General features: G+C 62.6%; 17 protein-coding genes. 9 read left to right on the top strand and 8 right to left on the bottom strand.

Annotated elements, in window-relative coordinates; genetic code table 11:
* Together ACIQ17_RS02930 and ACIQ17_RS02925 are read left to right on the top strand one after the other, a co-directional pair.
* Positions 1-1,723: efflux RND transporter permease subunit (locus ACIQ17_RS02930; RefSeq protein WP_398465199.1), on the top strand; the 1,723-nt coding region annotated here is incomplete at its 5' end.
* A complete protein-coding gene (locus tag ACIQ17_RS02925; RefSeq protein WP_398465196.1) occupies positions 1,713-2,930 on the top strand; it encodes an efflux RND transporter periplasmic adaptor subunit in 1,218 nt (405 codons plus the stop codon). The genes ACIQ17_RS02930 and ACIQ17_RS02925, both read left to right, overlap by 11 nt.
* A 189-nt stretch (positions 2,931-3,119) precedes the next feature.
* Here ACIQ17_RS02925 and ACIQ17_RS02920 read toward each other — a convergent pair whose 3' ends face one another.
* Together ACIQ17_RS02920 and ACIQ17_RS02915 are read right to left on the bottom strand one after the other, a co-directional pair.
* A complete protein-coding gene (locus ACIQ17_RS02920; RefSeq protein ID WP_398465194.1) occupies positions 3,120-4,631 on the bottom strand; it encodes an acetyl-CoA acetyltransferase in 1,512 nt (503 codons plus the stop codon).
* A 17-nt stretch (positions 4,632-4,648) separates the two neighbouring features.
* Positions 4,649-5,782 carry a nitronate monooxygenase gene (locus ACIQ17_RS02915; protein WP_398465192.1) on the bottom strand — a complete coding sequence of 378 codons (1,134 nt, stop codon included), beginning with the start codon at positions 5,780-5,782 and terminating at the stop codon, positions 4,649-4,651.
* Positions 5,783-6,076: 294 nt separating this feature from the next.
* Between ACIQ17_RS02915 and ACIQ17_RS02910 the strand changes: the two genes are divergently transcribed.
* On the top strand, positions 6,077-7,744 hold the full coding sequence (locus ACIQ17_RS02910) for a flavin-containing monooxygenase (protein ID WP_398465190.1): 1,668 nt from the start codon (positions 6,077-6,079) through the stop codon (positions 7,742-7,744).
* A 119-nt stretch (positions 7,745-7,863) separates the two neighbouring features.
* On the opposite strand, the gene ACIQ17_RS02905 is transcribed toward ACIQ17_RS02910, so the two are convergent.
* Positions 7,864-8,646, bottom strand: a complete 783-nt coding sequence (locus ACIQ17_RS02905; RefSeq protein WP_398465188.1) for an SDR family NAD(P)-dependent oxidoreductase — start codon at positions 8,644-8,646, stop codon at positions 7,864-7,866.
* Between the two features lie 159 nt (positions 8,647-8,805).
* On the opposite strand from ACIQ17_RS02905, the gene ACIQ17_RS02900 reads away from it, so the two are divergent.
* From ACIQ17_RS02900 to ACIQ17_RS02890, 3 genes are read left to right on the top strand one after another with little or no spacing between them, the layout of a single operon-like run.
* Positions 8,806-9,597, top strand: a complete 792-nt coding sequence (locus tag ACIQ17_RS02900) for an enoyl-CoA hydratase/isomerase (RefSeq protein ID WP_398465186.1) — start codon at positions 8,806-8,808, stop codon at positions 9,595-9,597.
* Between the two features lie 3 nt (positions 9,598-9,600).
* Positions 9,601-10,602, top strand: coding sequence for a phosphotransferase family protein (locus ACIQ17_RS02895; protein ID WP_398465183.1), 1,002 nt, complete (start codon positions 9,601-9,603; stop codon positions 10,600-10,602).
* A 1-nt stretch (position 10,603) separates the two neighbouring features.
* Positions 10,604-10,972 (top strand): DUF6285 domain-containing protein, encoded by a 369-nt coding sequence (locus tag ACIQ17_RS02890; protein ID WP_398465181.1) that lies wholly within the window; start codon positions 10,604-10,606, stop codon positions 10,970-10,972.
* Between the two features lie 94 nt (positions 10,973-11,066).
* Here ACIQ17_RS02890 and ACIQ17_RS02885 read toward each other — a convergent pair whose 3' ends face one another.
* The gene (locus ACIQ17_RS02885; RefSeq protein WP_398465179.1) at positions 11,067-11,846 is read right to left on the bottom strand and encodes an enoyl-CoA hydratase-related protein; all 780 of its coding nucleotides are present in this window, start codon (positions 11,844-11,846) and stop codon (positions 11,067-11,069) included.
* Positions 11,847-11,995: 149 nt separating this feature from the next.
* Here ACIQ17_RS02885 and ACIQ17_RS02880 point away from each other — a divergent pair, with 149 nt between their 5' ends.
* Positions 11,996-13,270 (top strand): acyl-CoA dehydrogenase family protein, encoded by a 1,275-nt coding sequence (locus tag ACIQ17_RS02880; RefSeq protein WP_398465177.1) that lies wholly within the window; start codon positions 11,996-11,998, stop codon positions 13,268-13,270.
* A 17-nt stretch (positions 13,271-13,287) separates the two neighbouring features.
* Positions 13,288-13,743, top strand: coding sequence for a cupin domain-containing protein (locus ACIQ17_RS02875; protein ID WP_398465175.1), 456 nt, complete (start codon positions 13,288-13,290; stop codon positions 13,741-13,743).
* 11 nt (positions 13,744-13,754) lie between these two features.
* On the opposite strand, the gene ACIQ17_RS02870 is transcribed toward ACIQ17_RS02875, so the two are convergent.
* From ACIQ17_RS02870 to ACIQ17_RS02855, 4 genes are all read right to left on the bottom strand, one after another.
* Positions 13,755-14,390: an HAD family hydrolase gene (locus ACIQ17_RS02870; RefSeq protein WP_398465207.1), complete on the bottom strand. Its 636-nt coding sequence runs from the start codon at positions 14,388-14,390 to the stop codon at positions 13,755-13,757.
* 8 nt (positions 14,391-14,398) lie between these two features.
* Positions 14,399-14,773, bottom strand: a complete 375-nt coding sequence (locus ACIQ17_RS02865; RefSeq protein WP_398465173.1) for a TIGR02301 family protein — start codon at positions 14,771-14,773, stop codon at positions 14,399-14,401.
* A gap of 77 nt (positions 14,774-14,850) precedes the next feature.
* On the bottom strand, positions 14,851-15,267 hold the full coding sequence (locus ACIQ17_RS02860; RefSeq protein ID WP_398465171.1) for an NUDIX hydrolase: 417 nt from the start codon (positions 15,265-15,267) through the stop codon (positions 14,851-14,853).
* A gap of 9 nt (positions 15,268-15,276) precedes the next feature.
* Positions 15,277-15,792: a hypothetical protein gene (locus ACIQ17_RS02855; protein WP_398465169.1), complete on the bottom strand. Its 516-nt coding sequence runs from the start codon at positions 15,790-15,792 to the stop codon at positions 15,277-15,279.
* Between the two features lie 61 nt (positions 15,793-15,853).
* Between ACIQ17_RS02855 and ACIQ17_RS02850 the strand changes: the two genes are divergently transcribed.
* A complete protein-coding gene (locus ACIQ17_RS02850; RefSeq protein WP_398465167.1) occupies positions 15,854-16,615 on the top strand; it encodes an SOS response-associated peptidase in 762 nt (253 codons plus the stop codon).

The following is a 16,615-nucleotide window of genomic DNA, read 5'->3' as shown; positions in this document are numbered from 1 at the left end:
CAAGCCGCATGTGCATCACGAGGGCGAGAAGCCGCCGACACGCAATCCGCTGGTCAAGTTCCAGCGCGGCTTCGAGAGCCGGTTCGAGAAATTCCGCGCCGGCTATCACAGCCTGCTCGATCTCGCTTTGGCGCGTCGCCCGATCTTCGTGATCGGCTTCCTGCTGTTCGTCGGTGCGTCGTTCCTGCTGGTGCCGTTCCTCGGCCGTAACTTCTTCCCGCAGGTCGATGCCGGCAGCATTTTGATGCATGTGCGCGTGCAGGTCGGAACCCGCGTGGAGGAAACGGCCAATCAATTGGCCGATATCCAGAAGACGATCCGCAACATCATCCCGCCGAACGAGATCGAGACCATGACCGACAATATCGGTCTGCCGGTCTCGGGCATCAATCTGACCTATAACAACACCGGCGTGCTTGGCAGCGCCGATGGTGACATCCAGATCAAGCTGCGCGACGGTCACCGGCCGACCGAGGAATACGTCAAGCAGTTGCGCGAACGACTGCCGCGCGAATTCCCTGGCACCAGCTTCGCGTTCCTGCCGGCGGACATTGTCAGCCAGATCCTGAATTTCGGCGCGCCGGCGCCCATCGACCTGCAGATCCGCGGCAACCGCACGGCAGAGAATTTTGCCTATGCCAACAAGCTGCTCGCCAAGGTGAAGCAGATTCCGGGCATCGCGGATGCGCGCATCCAGCAATCGCCGAACAATCCCGGTTTCAACATCGATGTCGATCGCACCCGCGCGCAATATGTCGGGCTCACCGAGCGCGACGTCACCAACAGTCTGGTGGTGAATCTCGCCGGCTCCTCGCAGGTGGCGCCGACCTACTATCTCAATCCCGAAAACGGCATCTCCTACTCGATCGTGATGCAGACGCCGCAATACAAGATGGACTCGCTGAACGCGCTGCAGACGCTGCCGATCACCTCGGCCAGCGCCCAGGGCTCGCCGATCCTCGGCGGCATCGCCGATATCAAGCGGACCTCCACCAATGCGGTGGTGTCGCAATATGACATCCAGACCATGGTGCAGATCTATGCCACCACTCAGGGCCGCGATCTCGGCTCGGTGTCGAATGACATCTACAAGGCCATCGAGGAGACCAAGGCCGAGCTGCCGCGCGGGTCGACCGTGGCGCTGCTCGGCCAGGTCGAGACCATGAATTCGTCCTTCGCCGGCCTGCTGTTCGGCCTGCTCGGCGCCGTGGTGCTGATCTATCTCCTGATCGTGGTGAACTTCCAGTCCTGGTCCGACCCCTTCGTGATCATCACTGCGCTACCGGCGGCACTCGCCGGGATCGTCTGGATGCTGTTCACCACGGAGACCACATTGTCGGTTCCGGCGCTCACCGGTGCCATCATGTGCATGGGTGTCGCTACAGCAAACTCGGTGCTGGTGATATCGTTCGCCCGTGAGCGTTATGCCGTGCATGGCGATCCCATCAAGGCGGCGCTGGAAGCCGGTTTCACCCGTTTCCGCCCGGTTCTGATGACGGCACTGGCCATGATCATCGGCATGGCGCCCATGGCCTTTGGCTTAGGCGAGGGCGGCGAGCAGAATGCGCCGCTTGGTCGCGCGGTCATTGGCGGCTTGATTTTTGCTACCATCGCCACATTGATGTTCGTGCCGGTCGTGTTCAGCCTCGTGCATAAAAAACAACAATCCGATCACCAAACTTCGGCCCATCCGGCCGCTTCGGAGCCGTCTCATGTCCACTGAGAAGTCTGACCAGCACATTGCCCCGGTCTCCCGCCGCAAGCTCGGCGTGGCTGGCGTGGTCGGCCTCGTGGTCGCCGGCAGCGTCGTGGTCACCGGCCTCATGGCCCGCGCCAAGACCGACACGGAACTCAAGTCCTGGACGGCCGAGCAGGCGATTCCGACAGTCGCCGTCGCCTTGCCCGGCAGCCGGCCGCTGAAGCCTACCTTGGACCTCCCTGGCCGCCTGGAGGCCTATTCCCGCGCGCCGATCTTCGGCCGCGTCTCCGGCTATCTGAAGAGCTGGGATGCCGATATGGGCGCCCAGGTGAAAGCCGGGCAGGTGATCGCCGAAATCGATGCCCCGGATCTCGACCAGCAACTGCTGCAGGCCCGCGCCGATCTCGTCAGCCAGCAGTCCAGCGCCAAACTGTCCGAAGCCACGCTGAACCGCCGCAAGACGCTGGTGGCGTCGAATTTCGTCTCGGCCCAGGAAATCGACGAGCGCACTGCCGACCTCAACAACAAGCGCGCCGCCGTGAAGTCCGGCGAAGCGAATGTGCAGCGCCTCGAGGCGCTGGCCGATTACAAGAAGATCACCGTGCCGTTCGACGGTATCGTCACCCAGCGCAACACCGATGTTGGCGCGCTGATCTCCGGCGGCACCGGCACGGGTGCTGCGATGTTCGTGATCTCCGACGTCAGCAAGCTGCGCGTCTATGTCGAGGTGCCGCAGAATTTTGCGCCTTCCGTGCAGATCGGCACCAAGGCGACCATCACCGTGCCGGATCATCCGAACGAGACATTCCAGGCCACGGTGGAAGCCTCGTCGCGCGCCGTCGATATCGGCTCCGGCACGACGCGCATGCAGCTCCGCCTCGACAATCCCGACGGCAAGCTGATGCCCGGCGGCTTCGCCAATGTGAAGCTCGCGCTCACCGGCACTGCCGCGCCGCTACATGTTCCGGCCAGCGCCCTGATCTTCGGCCAGAAGGGGCTGCGCATCGCGACGGTGACGCCGGATGACCGCATCCTGTTCAAGAGCATCACCATCGCCCGCGATCTCGGCCGCGAGATCGAGATCGGCTCGGGTCTGGCCGCGGACGACCGTATCGTCACCGCGCCGCCGGATGGTCTGAACGACGGCGACAAGGTCCGCGTCACCGGCGGGCCGGCTGCGAAGGACGGCAAGCCGACCGCGGAGACGGAGAAGAAGGAAGTGAAGGGGTAGGGATGGTCTCCCTCCCCGGAGCGAAGCGAATGGGGAGGGTCCGCCGATAGGCGGGGGTGGGGTCTCTCCCCACGTGACGTCGGAGTTTGTGGAAGCACCCCACCCGTCTCAAAGCTCGCTGAACGCTCGCTTTGATCCACCCTCCCCACGGCGCCGCTGCGCGGCTTGGGGGAGGGACAAGGCCGCGCCTCAGCCAGCAGTCCACTCCAGCACCCCATCGCCCGCGGTGCTGATCTTGCCCTTGGTGCCCACTGGCGTCCGGTCCTGATCCATCAGCATCGCCAGCGTGCCAGCGTCATTGACTGGCACACGCGCCAGCGCCCGCTCATTCGCGGTCGTGCGAACGATCACCACGCCGTGCTCGATCTCGCCGCCGCGGCCGTAGATCACCGTAAAACTCTCCACGGTCCCATCGCCCGACGCCTCGGTGACATAGGGCGGCACCGGCCCGCGCGCACGATCCGCCTCCGCCTGCACGCTGATGCTCTGTGCGATCGGCCCTGACGGTGCATCCTTCGACACCACCAGCGCATGATGCTTGGTCACGAAGCCACCCTGCGCATAGAGCAGGCCGGTCTTCGTCCCCGCACGGATCTTGCGCACCATCGCGCAGGCCGCATGGGCCATGTAGTCATTCAGCGGCGCGCCGAAGAAAGTCAGCCCGCCCGTCACCGTCGGCATCACGTCATCGCCGAGGCCAAGCGTGCGCCTTGCCATCTTCGGCACGCAGGGGAAGCAGCTATACAGCTCGATCGCATCGAACGCCTTGCCTGACCCTCCCACCAGCGCCATCACGGATTTCAGCACCGCATTCTGCGCGTGGCTCTCCACATACTGGTCGCGGTCGAGATAATCGCGCGGCTCCTCCGCTGAAGCGCCGCCGACGATATGCACCATGCGATCCTCCGGCACGCCCGCGGCGCGCGCCTTTGCGAGGCTGGTCACAAGGATCGCCGATGACTGGTTCACCATCGGATTGGCGACCATGAGCTTCGTATAGGGCCAGGCGATCAGCCGGTTATCCGCCGTCGGCGTGGTGATTTCGTCCGGCGTGAACGCCTTCTTGTTCCAGGCTTCTGGATTGGTGGCGGCCACGCCGGCATAGCGCGACCATAGTTCGCCACTCTCGCGATGCGCCTCGCGCGGCGTCTGCCCCCAATGCGCAGCGGATGCGGCCTCGTAGAACGGATAGACCGTCACCGGCTTGTTGACGCCGAGCTTCACCGCCATCGGCTTCTGATAGGCGGCGCCGCGCAACGGCTCCGGCGCGTCCTTGGCAAACGGCGTCCAGGGTAGCTCGACCTTCGCGCGCTCGGCCTTGGTTGCCGTGCCCTGCGATTCCGCGCCGGTGATCGCCGCCACCTGCGACTCGCCACGCGCGATGCGCTGTGCCGCTTCGTGAATGTAGCGGATCGGGCTCTCGCCGCCGACCGGGCCGTAATAGGCATGCTTCGGTGTGATGCCGAGCCTTTCGCTGAGCTGCTTCTCCGGCGCGATATAGCGCCAGCTCAGGAAGTTGACGATGTCGAGCGAGTCGATGTCCTTCAGCAGCTTGCCGCCGGCATCCTGCTCCGCGCGCTTCAGTGCCTCAATCATCAGGTCGAGCGGCTCGAGCCCTTGCGCCAGTTCCTTCGGATGGTCAGAGAATTCGCCGACGCCGACGATGACGGGAATGCGTTTTTCAGGTTGCGAAGCTGCCATTGTTCTTGCTCTTGCCTTTATTCCGAAACCAGCATGGAGAGGTGCTCTGCCGCTTCGGCAAAGTCCTCCTTGAACTCCTGCACAACTGCCCCCGCCGACTTGACGCTGTCAATCAGCCCGACGCCCTGGCCGACGAAATAGCTGACCAGATCGCGCGCCTGCGCATTTCCCGCGGCAGCGGAACGATCGATCGACGCGAAGGCATCGCGGCTGATCAGGCTCTGCAGCGGCATTGGCAGCGCGCCCGGGCTGTCCGGCCCGCGATCCCACGCATCGGTCCATACCGAGCGCAACTGCCGCGCCGGCTTGCCCGTGCGCCCTTTGGAGCGGATCGCATCGCGGGAGGACGCCGCGATCATCTTTTCGCGGAAGATTTCGGACGTCTCCGACTCCGTCGTCGCCAGCCAAACCGAGCCGGTCCACACGCCGGCCGCCCCCATCGCCATGCACGCGGCCATCTGCCTGCCGGTCATAATGCCGCCCGCCGCAAGCACCGGCACATCACGGATCGGCTTGATGGCCTTGATCACCTCCGGCACCAGCACCATGGTCGAAACCTCGCCGCAATGGCCGCCGGCCTCGGTGCCTTGCGCGACGAGAATATCGACCCCCGCGGCGACCTGGCGGATCGCATGTTCCTTCGCGCCTCCCAGCGCGGCCACAGGTACGCCATGCGCCTTGCCCATCTCGATCATCGCCTTCGGCGGCACGCCGAGCGCATTGGCGATCAGGCGGATTGGATGCCGGAACGAGATATCGAGCAGCCGCAGCGCGGTCTCGCCATCGAAAGGCTGCGGCTGATCGGCAGAGACCTCGGTGACGCGGAGATCAACGCCGTATTTCTGCAGCAGGCCTTTGGTGAAATCGCGGTGCTCCGGCGTGATACGGCTTTCCAGCGATTTCCAGGTGACATGCTTCTCGCCGGCTGTGGAGATATTCTCCGGGATCAGCACATCGATGCCGTAAGGCTTGCCATCGACATGATCGTCGATCCATTTCAGTTCCTGCTCAAGCGTTTCTGGCGAATGCGCGGTTGCCCCGAGCACGCCGAAACCGCCGGCGCGGCTGACGGCGGCAACGACATCGCGGCAATGGCTGAAAGCAAGCAGGGGAAACTCAATTCCCAGCATGTCACAGATGGGGGATTTCATGGGCGTCTCCCGGATGGCCGCTTCATGTGGCGACGTTGACGGGAGGCTAGCTGATGAGGGGGATGACGCAAACTCTCTTGTCATCACCCGCGAAAGCGGGTGATCCAGTAAACGGCGTCAATTGAGACGAAGCTCATCCGGCAGTGTCTACTGGATCCCCGCTTTCGCGGGGATGACAGACCGGGCCAAACATTCCGCCTCGCAAAATACGTGTCCCATTTCATCCTTGCGCTTTCGCGCCCTACGGGAAATGCTGCGGACAACAAGCAAAGCAAAAAATCCGGGAGTGAACTCATGGCCGCAGCGCAGCCGCAATCCGTCCAAACCCGAAGCACAAGCGCACAGGCCGATGTGGTCGTGGTCGGCGCCGGGTTTTCCGGGCTCTATCTCCTGCACAAGCTCCGCAATCTCGGCCTCAGCGTGAAAGTCTTCGAGCAGGGCGGTGATGTCGGCGGCACCTGGTACTGGAACCGCTATCCCGGCGCGCGCTGCGACGTTGAAAGCATGCAGTATTCCTTTTCCTTCGATGAAGACCTGCAGCAGACATGGGACTGGAGCGAGCGCTACGCCCCGCAGCCGGAAATCCTGCGCTATGCCGGCCATGTCGCCGAGCGCTACGACCTGCGCCGCGACATCACCTTCAACACCCGCGTCGAATCCGCGGTGTTTGATGAGCAGGGCAATCGCTGGACGGTGACGACATCGGATGGCGCCAGCACCGTCGCGCAATATGTCGTGCTGGCCACCGGCTGCCTCTCCAATGCACGCTCGCCCGACATCAAGGGACTGAAGGACTTCAAGGGCAAGGTCTATCACACCGGCAGCTGGCCGCATGACGAGGTGGATTTCACCGGGCTTCGCGTCGGTGTCATTGGCACCGGATCGTCCGCGATCCAGTCGATTCCGCTCATCGCCGATCAGGCCGAACATCTTTATGTGTTCCAGCGCACCGCAAACTTCAGCGTGCCGGCGCGCAACGCCAAGCTCACCAACGCCGAGCGGCAGGGCTTTCGCGACAATTATGCGGAGATCCGTCGCGTCGCCCGTGAGGAGATGCGCAATGGCATTTATCAGCCCGTGCCCGATCGCGGCGCACTCGATGATCCCGAAGCGACGCGCCGTGAAAAATACGAGGCGCGTTGGACCTCCGGTGGTCTTACCTTCATGGGCGTCTACAACAATCTCGGCCTCGATCTCGCCGCGAACGACACCGCAGCCGGCTTCATCCGCGACAAGATCGCCGACATCGTCAAGGATCCGGAAACCGCAAGGCTGTTGCAGCCGAACAGCCATCCCGTCGGCACCAAGCGCATCTGTGTCGATACCGACTACTACACGACGTTCAACCGGCCGAATGTCAAACTGGTCGACATCAAGACCCATCCCATTGAGGAAATCCTGCCGCATGCGGTGCGTACAGGCGGCACGGACTACGAGGTGGATGCGCTCGTGCTCGCTACCGGTTTCGATGCGATGACAGGATCGGTCGCGAAGATCGAGATCCGTGGCCGCAACGGACAGACGCTGAACGACAAGTGGGCCGAGGGTCCGCGCACCTGTCTCGGCCTGATGAGCGCCGGCTTCCCGAACCTCTTCATCATCACCGGGCCCGGCTCGCCCTCGGTGCTGTCGAACATGCTGGTTTCCATCGAGCAGCATGTGGACTGGATCACCGACTGCCTGTCAGCAATGCGCAAGCGTGGCGCAGAGACCATCGAAGCGACGCGCGCAGCTGAGGACAAGTGGGTCGATCACGTCAACGAGGTGGCGGCAGGAACGCTCTATCCGCAGGCCAATTCCTGGTACATGGGCGCCAACATCCCCGGCAAGCCCCGCATCTTCATGCCTTATATCGGCGGCGTCGGCGTCTATCGCAAGATCTGCGACGAGGTGGCGGCGAAGGGTTATGAGGGATTTGAGATGGGGGTAGGGATGGAGCAACGCGAGGCGGCGACGGCTTAAGCAGCGCGCCGACCTATCCCCACGTCATGGCCGGGCTCGACCCGGCCATCCACCTTATCTTCTGCGTTTACCGCAAAGATGGGTGCCCGGGTCAAGCCCGGGCATGACAGCGTGTGCGACTAGAACGCCGTGTACCCGCCATCGATCACGAACGTATCCGCGGTGTGATACGACGACGCCTTGCTCATCAGATACACCGCGATGCCGCCGAAATCCGATGGTTCGCCGAAACGGCGCGTCGGGATGCGCGGCATCACATTGGCGACGAACTTTTCGTTGCCCATGATACCCGCCGTCATGTCGCTCTTGATCCAGCCCGGCAGGATCGCATTTGCCGTGACGCCCTGACGCGCCAGCTCCACCGCCAGCGCGCGCACCAGCGCGTTGATCGCGGCCTTCGTTGCGGCATAGTGCTCGTTGCGCGCGGTGCCGAAGATCGAGGCGAGGCTCGAGGTTGCGACCAGGCGGCCGAATTTGTCGCCGCCCTCGGCACGCTCGGTCATGTGCCGCGCTGCCACCTGGAAGGCATGGAAAACGCCGTCCAGATTGGTCGCGAACATCGTGCGCCACTGTTCTTCGGTGCGATCGATAAAATTGTGTCGGCCACCGCCGCCGATGCCGGCATTGGCGAAGCAGCCATCGACGCGACCGAAGGTCTTCAGCGTCGCATCCATCGCGGCCTTCACCGAGGCGGTGTCGGTGACGTCGCAGATCTGCGTCTGCACTTTTCCGGCCAGGCCATCCAGACTCGCGGCGGCCGCCTTGTTCTTTTCCGCATTGCGGCTCCAGATCGAGACATTGCAGCCTGCCGCAGCCAGCGCCTGCGCGATGCCGAGGCCGATACCCCCATTGCCGCCGGTAACCACGGCCACGCGGCCGGAAAGATCGAAGATGTTGCTCATCTGTGTTTCCTCGTCTGGCGCAGGTTGAGCCTGCATCCCTGGTTGATCAGCTTTCCAATCGGAAGCATGGACAAGCGCGCCTGAAAAATCAAATATGGCGACCGACATTCAATCGCGCCCACCGCGCGGAATAAACGCCATTTAGTTTGCGAGGAAACCATGCAGTTCAAACACGTCACGCTCGATTTCGACGGCCAGGTCGCCATCCTGAAGCTCGATCATCAGGAGGTGATGAATGCCGTCTCCGTCGACATGCTCGGTGGCCTCGCCGAAGCGCTGGCGGAGATCGACGAGCGCCGCGACGACGTGCGCTGTCTGGTCATCACCGGCGCCGGCCGCGCGTTCTGCACCGGCGCCAATCTGCAGGGGCGCAACAACAATGTGACCAAGCGCAACGGGGCCGGCGCGACGCTGGAAACGGCCTTCCATCCATTCCTGCGCAAATTGCAGGGTCTGCATTGCCCGATCATCACCGCGGTCAACGGCCCCGCTGCCGGCGCCGGCATGAGCTTTGCGCTGATGGGCGATCTCATCCTGTGCGCAAAATCGTCCTACTTCCTGCAGGCTTTCCGCCGCATCGGTCTCGTGCCGGATTGCGGCTCGACCTGGATCCTGCCGCGCCTGATCGGCAAGGCGCGTTCGGTGGAGCTGTCATTGCTCGGCGAAAAGCTCCCGGCCGAAAAGGCGCTGGAATGGGGCCTCGTCAATCGCGTCTATGACGATGCGGTGCTGATGGAGGAAGCCATGAAGCTCGCGCATGATCTTGCCAATGGTCCGACCGTAGCGCTGTCGCTGATCCGCACGCTGTATTGGGAAAGCCCGCAGAACACGTTCGAGGACCAGATCAATCTCGAAGTGAAGTCGCAACGCATCGCCGGCAATTCGCCGGACTTCAAGGAAGGTGTTGCGGCCTTCCTCGAAAAGCGTCCCGCAAAATTCACGGGCAAGTAAGCCTTGAGCTCAGCTTCGGTCGCTGAGCTGTTGTCACGCAGCGTCGCGGCGTGGTGCCCCGGCGCCACCGGCGTGACGGATGCGAAGCGTTTGTCCGGCGGCGCCAGTCAGGAGACGTGGTCGTTCGACATCACGCATCCCGATGGCGTCATTGGCGCGATCCTGCGCCGTGCGCCGCCGGGCTATGGTGCCGCGCCCGGCCGTGCCGCCGGGCTTGATGCCGAAGCCGTGCTGATGCAGCTGGCCTATGACGCAGGCGTACCATCGCCGAGGGTGCTGCATGTTTTGAATGCAGCCGATGAACTTGGCACCGGTTTCATCATGCAGCGAGTCGCTGGCGAGACGATCCCGCGAAAAATTCTGCGCGACAACGAATTCGCCACCGCGCGGCCGAAACTGGCACGGCAGTGTGGGGAAATTCTCGCCGGCATCCATGGATTGCCTGCCTCTGCTTTGCCGCAACTTCGACGCATGGATGCCGCAACAGAAGTCGCCGAATTGCAGCAGGAGATCGACAATTTCGGCTGGCCGAGGCCGGTTTTCGAACTCGCTTTGCGCTGGTTGCGCGACAACGATCCCGGCCCATCCGCGCGCGTCTCGCTGGTGCATGGCGATTTTCGCCACGGCAATCTGATGATTGGCAATGACGGCGTGCGGGCCGTGCTCGACTGGGAGCTCGCGCATCTCGGCGATCCCATGGAGGATCTCGGCTGGATCTGCGTGAACTCCTGGCGCTTCGGGGGCATCGACAAGCCGGTCGGTGGCTTCGGTGCGTACGAGGAATTGTTCGCCGGCTATGAAGCCGCGAGCGGCATCAAGGTCGATGCAGCACGTGTAAAGTTCTGGGAAGTGATGGGCACGCTGCGCTGGGGCGTCATGTGCGTCGGCATGATGCAGCGGTTTCGCACCGGACCGGATCACTCGATGGAGCGCGCAATGATCGGGCGGCGATCGTCGGAGACGGAGATTGATCTGCTCAGGCTGCTGGCGCCGCGGAGGTCATGAGATGCAGGATGAACCGAGACCGGACGAACTGGTGAAGGCCGTCGCGGATTTTCTCCGCAACGATATCGCACCGCAGATTTCGGGGCACGCGGGCTTCAAGCTGCGCGTGGCGATCAATGCGCTGGATCTGGTGACGCGGCAACTGACGCTGGCGGGCGAGAGCGATGCCGCCGAACTGCATCGGCTGACGATGTTGCTCGGTGTCAACGGCACGCTGGATGGGTTGAACCACGATCTCGCTGAGGGCATTCGCAGCGGCAATCTCGATCTGGATTCGCCTGGTCTGAAGGAGCATCTGTGGCAGACGACTTTGGCGAAGCTTGAGGTCGATCAGCCGAATTATGCTGCGTATAAGCGGGAGACGGAATAACGCCGTCATTGCGAGGAGCGAAGCGACGAAGCAATCCAGATCTTCCTTCTTGGCTTTCTCGATTGCTTCGCTGCGCTCGCAATGACGGAGGGTTCTACTTCCCCTTCCAGTTCGGCTTGCGCTTTTCCGAAAACGCCTTCGGGCCTTCGACGTAATCCTCCGACGCGGCCATTGCCTTCACGGCGGGATAGTCGCGCTGTTCGGTGATCGCCTGCTCAAGCGAGACCTGCATGCCCTTCTGGATCGCCTGCTTGGAGGCGCGGATCGACATCGGCGAGTTCTGGCAGATCGTCTCCGCCCAGCGTACGGCAGCGTTCAGCGCCTCGCCCTGCGGAACCACTTCGTTGACGAAGCCGAGTTCATAGCCTTCCTGCGCCTTCACATGGCGCGCGGTGAGGATCATGCCCATGGCGCGCTTCATGCCGATCTGGCGCGGCAGGCGCTGCAGGCCACCGGCGAGGGCGGCAAGACCGACACGCGGCTCGGGCAGCGCAAAGGTCGCATTCTCCGCCGCGATGATGAGGTCGCAGGCCAGCGCGATTTCAAAGCCGCCGCCCATGGCGACGCCGTTGACCGCCGCGATGATCGGCTTGTCACAATCGAAGCGCGCGGTGAGGCCGGCGAAGCCCGACGTGTTCCAGCCGCGCTTGCCGCCGGCCGCCTGCCATTTCAGGTCGTTGCCGGCGCAGAACGCCTTGTCGCCGGCGCCGGTGACGACAGCGATCCACTGCTCGGGATCGTTGGCGAATTCGTTGAACACCTCATGCAATTCGTTATGCGCATCGGTGTGCAGCGCGTTGTAGACCTCTGGGCGCGACAGCGTCACGATGGTGATCGGGCCCTTGCGGGTGACGGTGGAGAATTGCAGAGCCATTGCGGCCTCCCGGTTTCTGGTGCGGTGTTTTTCGTTGCGCAGAATTTCGAAGCGCGGAATGGCTGCGCTTGACTTGGCTACACGATGCCATCTTAATCGCCCGATTAACAAGAGCAACAAAGCACGCACACAACATCGGGAGCAGCGCCGTGGATTTCTCCTTGCCGGCCGATCTGGTCGCCTATCTCGCCGAGCTCGACGCCTTCATTCTCCGTGAGATCAAGCCGCTCGAAGAGCAGGACGACAATATCCGCTTCTTCGATCACCGCCGCGAATGGGCGCGCACCGATTTCGAAAATGGCGGCCTGCCGCGCCATGAATGGGAAAAGCTGCTGCGCGAAACGAAGAACCGCGCCGATGCAGCCGGTCATCTCCGCTTCGCGATCCCGAAGCGCTATGGCGGCAAGGATGGCAGCAATCTCTGGATGGCCGTCATCCGCGAGCATTTTGCCGCAAAGGGACTTGGTCTGCATAACGATCTGCAGAACGAGCACTCCATCGTCGGCAATCTGCCGATCGTCACCATGCTCGATCGCTACGGTCGCGACGATCAGAAGGAAATGATCGAAGGCTCGATCACGGGAAAATATCGCATCACTTTCGGCCTCACCGAACCCGAGCACGGCTCCGATGCAACGCATATGGAGACGACCGCGGTCGAGACGACCCGCGATGGCGTCAAGGGCTGGCTCATCAATGGCGAGAAGATGTGGACCACGGGCATGCATGTGGCGACCCATTGCTCGGTGTTCGCGCGCACCTCTGGCAAGGATGGCGATGCGCGCGGCATCACCTGCTTCCTGGTGCCGGCGAAAACGCCGGGCGTGAAGGTCGAGGAGTACATGTGGACCTTCAACATGCCGACGGATCATCCGCGCGTGTCGTTCACCGACGTGTTTGTGCCGGAAGATGCGCTGTTCGGCGAGATCGGCCGCGGTCTCTCACTCGCGCAGTGCTTCGTGCATGAGAACCGGATCCGCCAGGCGGCCAGCTCGCTCGGTGCTGCGGTCTATTGCATCAATGAGAGCGTGAAATATGCGCGCGAGCGAAAGCCCTTTGGCGAAGAGCTGGCGCGCAATCAGGGCATCCAGTTTCCGCTGGTCGAATTGGCGACGCAGGCCGAGATGCTGCGCCTCCTGATCCGCAAGACGGCATGGGAGATGGACCAGCTCACCCAGGCGCAGGTGGAACACACGCTGTCGGACAAGGTGTCCATGTGTAACTACTGGGCCAACCGGCTGTGCTGCGAGTCCGCCGATCGCGCCATGCAGGTGCATGGCGGCATGGGTTATTCGCGTCACAAGCCGTTCGAGCACATCTATCGCCACCACCGCCGCTATCGGATCACCGAAGGCAGCGAGGAAATCCAGAAGCGCAAGGTGGCGGGATTCTTGTTTGGCTACATGGGGGCCGGGAAGCACTAGCTGCGAAGGACGCATATATGCCGAAAGTGCACATCGAAACCGTGCCTGTCCGGTCCGGCTCGGGCTATCCGGCGCCATTCGATGCACCTTGCGCTGCCCGGATGCGCCGCCGTCTTGGCGACGCTGGTGGGCTCCGGGACTTCGGCATTAATCTGATGACATTGCCGCCGGGCGGCTGGTCCAGCCAGCGTCACTGGCACAGTCATGAAGATGAGTTTGTCTACATCGTCGAAGGTGAGTTGACGCTGATCGAGGATGGCGGCGAGACGGTGTTGCGCAGGGGCGATTGCGCGGCCTTTCCGAAAGGAACCGGAAACGGGCATCACATGATCAATCGATCTGCGTCCGTCGCATTCTATCTGGAAATGGGATCGCGCAATCCCGATGACCTCACCACATGTTCTGATATCGATTTGATGAGCTCAAATGCCGACGGCCGCTTTGTGCATAAGGACGGCAGGTCGTATGAGTAAGTTTGATTGGATCAATCAATCAGCGCGGTGATCTCGGCCGGCGAGGTTACCAGATGCTTTGCGCCAGCCTCGATGAGCTCCGTCCGACCACCATAGCCATACTCAACACCAATCGCCGACATCCCGTTATTCGCGGCGCCAATGACATCATGCTTGCGATCGCCAATCATGATGGCGCGGGCTGGATAGGTCTCGGTCTGATCCAGCGCATAGCGCAGCAGGTCGCTTTTATCGACACGGGTACCATCCAGCTCCGAGCCGAACACGCGCGCAAAATACTTGCGCAGCTCGAAGTGATCGATGATGCGATCCGCAAATACATGCGGCTTGCTGGTGGCGACATAGAGCTTGCGCCCGGAGCCATGCAGTGCCGCCAGCACCGGGACGATGCCGTCATACAGCGTGTTCTCGAACAAGCCGATGGTGCCGAAGCGCTCGCGATAGAGCTCCACGCCGCGATCGGCATCTTGCTCACCGCCCAGCAGTGCCACGAAGCTGGCGCGCAGCGGCGGGCCGATGCACCAGGTCAGTTCGTCCTGCGTCGGCACGGGAATGCCGAGCTTTGCCAGCGCATACTGGATGGAGCCGGTGATGCCGATCTTGGGATCGGTCAGCGTGCCGTCGAGATCGAAGAAGATGGTGTCGATGTTGCGCATCAGTTCGCATACCTCGCGGTGAGATCGCGCGAGATCCGCGCGCCTTCCTCGACATGGCGGCGGATTGCCGTGTTCGCCGCGGGCGTACAGGTGCGATAGGTCTGCTGGAAGCCGTTATAGCCGCGATTGAAGGCTGCGATCATGCGGCCGCGGCGTTCACCGGATGGCGTTTCGGCATCCACCAGCGCCTGCATCTCGCTGCGCCACTTGTTGCCTTCGTTATTGCCGCAAATGCCGCGCAGATAGTGCAGGGCGCCGAGGATTTCCGACATGCGCTGCAACTCGCCATCGAATGGCGCGGCGCCGTCCTGCGCAAGCGCGGGCGGGGAGCCAAGGGCAGCGATGATCAGGAGGGTGAGGATGGGCTTGCGCATGATTGGTCCGGGAACCCGGCTGATATGCCTGCTGGACACGGCCGAAGCAAGGCGGAGCGGCGAGGGTGGCAAGGCTCTCAGCCCCCGGCCAGATCCTGCGCCATGGCCAGAATCGCCGCCAGACCATCGGTGGTCTTGTACTGGCCGATATCGGCAGGATCGACCCACGCGAAATCGTCCAGTTCGTCATTCAGTTCGGGCTCACCTTCCACCCAGCGGGCGGCGAAGGACATGATGAGATAGTGTCCGCCCACACCGTCCTTCGGCAGCACCTCGCGGAAGCCGGACAGGCCGACGAGGTCGATCACGAGGCTCGTTTCTTCCATCACCTCGCGGGCGAGCGCCTCGGCGAGGGACTCGCCGAATTCGACGCGGCCGCCGGGCAGCGAATAGAATCCCTCGGCGGGGGAACGGGCGCGGCGGACCAGAAGGACCTTGCCGTCGCGAAAAATCGCGGCACTGGTGGCGAGCTGCGGATGCGTGGGCTGGGACACGAACGGGCCTTACTGTGCCATGATGGTGTCAACGTCGGACTGATCGTCGCGGCCGTTGATGATGCCGCCGGTGGTGCCGATCATCGGCTTGACCCAGCCGGCCGCCTGCTCGGCCAGCGTGGCACGGGTGGCGTCCTGTTGCACGGTGCGCATGGCGTCGCCCACCGTGGTGAGAATTTGCGTCATCTTGCTGATCATTGCATCGAACTCGGTCCGCACAGCGAACGGCGCGGCCTCATAGGCGGCGATGGCAAGGTCGCGGCCCTTGAAATTCGACTTGATGAAGTGCTCGGCATAGCTGAGCGGCTGCCATTCCAGAAACAGCTCGTAGCAGTCCGGCATGTCCGGGATCAGCTCGAGCAGCATGATCGCTTCGTTGAAGTGATTCAGATAGTCGGTGGCGAGGCCAGTGCGCGGATTGATATTGGCGGCAGCCAGCACCTCCGCCGATGCCGGGAGACCCGTGCTCGCGCTGTCCCAATCGGGGCGATTGTCTTGCGCCGGTTGCAGGGCCGTTATGCTCATATTCGCCACTGTTGGCGTTTCCGGTTAAAACGACCTGAAGACTCAGGGTTCGATCATCTGAATGTGTGGGCGGTTCGTCATTACATCGACGCCGGAGGCGATGCGACAGGTATTTGGCTACGTGGAGCAGCCGAATTTCCCGACACGTTACAATATCGCGCCGACCCAGCCTGTACCTGTCGTGATCGTCGAGAACGGCGCCCGTCATTTTCGTTTAATGCGCTGGGGCTTCGTTCCGTCATGGGTGAAGGACCCGCGCAAGTTTACGCTGCTGATTAATGCACGCGCCGAAACCGTGCAAGAAAAGCCGGCCTTCAAGAACGCGATTCGGCGCCGTCGCTGCCTGATTCCAGCTGACGGCTATTACGAATGGCAAAACAGCAGTGGACGCAAACAGCCGTATTTTATCTATCCACGCGCCGGCGGCCCGATCGGCTTTGCCGGTCTTGCCGAAACCTGGATGGGGCCAAATGGCGAGGAGATCGACAGCGTTGCCATCATCACGGCCGAGGCGGCTACCGGGATGTCGGTGCTGCATCATCGCGTGCCGGTGACCATTTCGGCAGACCAGTTTGGCCACTGGCTGGATTGTAGCAGCGATCGCGCATCAGACGTCATGGAACTGTTGGCGCCGCCTGCAGATGGCGCTTTTGCATGGCATCCGGTCTCGCCGGTGGTCGGGCGCGTCGCAATCGACGAGCCGCAATTGATCCTGCCGATTTCGGAAGAGGAGATGTCGGCGGCGACGGAGCGACCGGCGAAGAAAGTTCAACGAAAGCTCACTCCGCCCGCGGAGGACAGCGGGCAGGGCTCGTTGTTCTGA

The organism is Tardiphaga sp. (genome assembly GCF_044340795.1).
Taxonomy (GTDB): domain Bacteria; phylum Pseudomonadota; class Alphaproteobacteria; order Rhizobiales; family Xanthobacteraceae; genus Tardiphaga.
Note: the sequence above shows the minus strand (reverse complement) of the source record. Positions and strands in the feature narration are given on the sequence as shown.

Bases quoted from the DNA above. Each gene is read 5' to 3' on its own strand.
- ACIQ17_RS02865 (WP_398465173.1), bottom strand. From the start codon at position 14,773: ATGCGCAAGCCCATCCTCACCCTCCTGATCATCGCTGCCCTTGGCTCC.
- ACIQ17_RS02905 (WP_398465188.1), bottom strand. From the start codon at position 8,646: ATGAGCAACATCTTCGATCTTTCCGGCCGCGTGGCCGTGGTTACCGGC.
- ACIQ17_RS02885 (WP_398465179.1), bottom strand. From the start codon at position 11,846: ATGGCTCTGCAATTCTCCACCGTCACCCGCAAGGGCCCGATCACCATC.
- ACIQ17_RS02900 (WP_398465186.1), top strand. From the start codon at position 8,806: ATGCAGTTCAAACACGTCACGCTCGATTTCGACGGCCAGGTCGCCATC.
- ACIQ17_RS02850 (WP_398465167.1), top strand. From the start codon at position 15,854: ATGTGTGGGCGGTTCGTCATTACATCGACGCCGGAGGCGATGCGACAG.
- ACIQ17_RS02920 (WP_398465194.1), bottom strand. From the start codon at position 4,631: ATGGCAGCTTCGCAACCTGAAAAACGCATTCCCGTCATCGTCGGCGTC.
- ACIQ17_RS02925 (WP_398465196.1), top strand. From the start codon at position 1,713: ATGTCCACTGAGAAGTCTGACCAGCACATTGCCCCGGTCTCCCGCCGC.
- ACIQ17_RS02910 (WP_398465190.1), top strand. From the start codon at position 6,077: ATGGCCGCAGCGCAGCCGCAATCCGTCCAAACCCGAAGCACAAGCGCA.
- ACIQ17_RS02875 (WP_398465175.1), top strand. From the start codon at position 13,288: ATGCCGAAAGTGCACATCGAAACCGTGCCTGTCCGGTCCGGCTCGGGC.
- ACIQ17_RS02890 (WP_398465181.1), top strand. From the start codon at position 10,604: ATGCAGGATGAACCGAGACCGGACGAACTGGTGAAGGCCGTCGCGGAT.
- ACIQ17_RS02855 (WP_398465169.1), bottom strand. From the start codon at position 15,792: ATGAGCATAACGGCCCTGCAACCGGCGCAAGACAATCGCCCCGATTGG.
- ACIQ17_RS02915 (WP_398465192.1), bottom strand. From the start codon at position 5,782: ATGAAATCCCCCATCTGTGACATGCTGGGAATTGAGTTTCCCCTGCTT.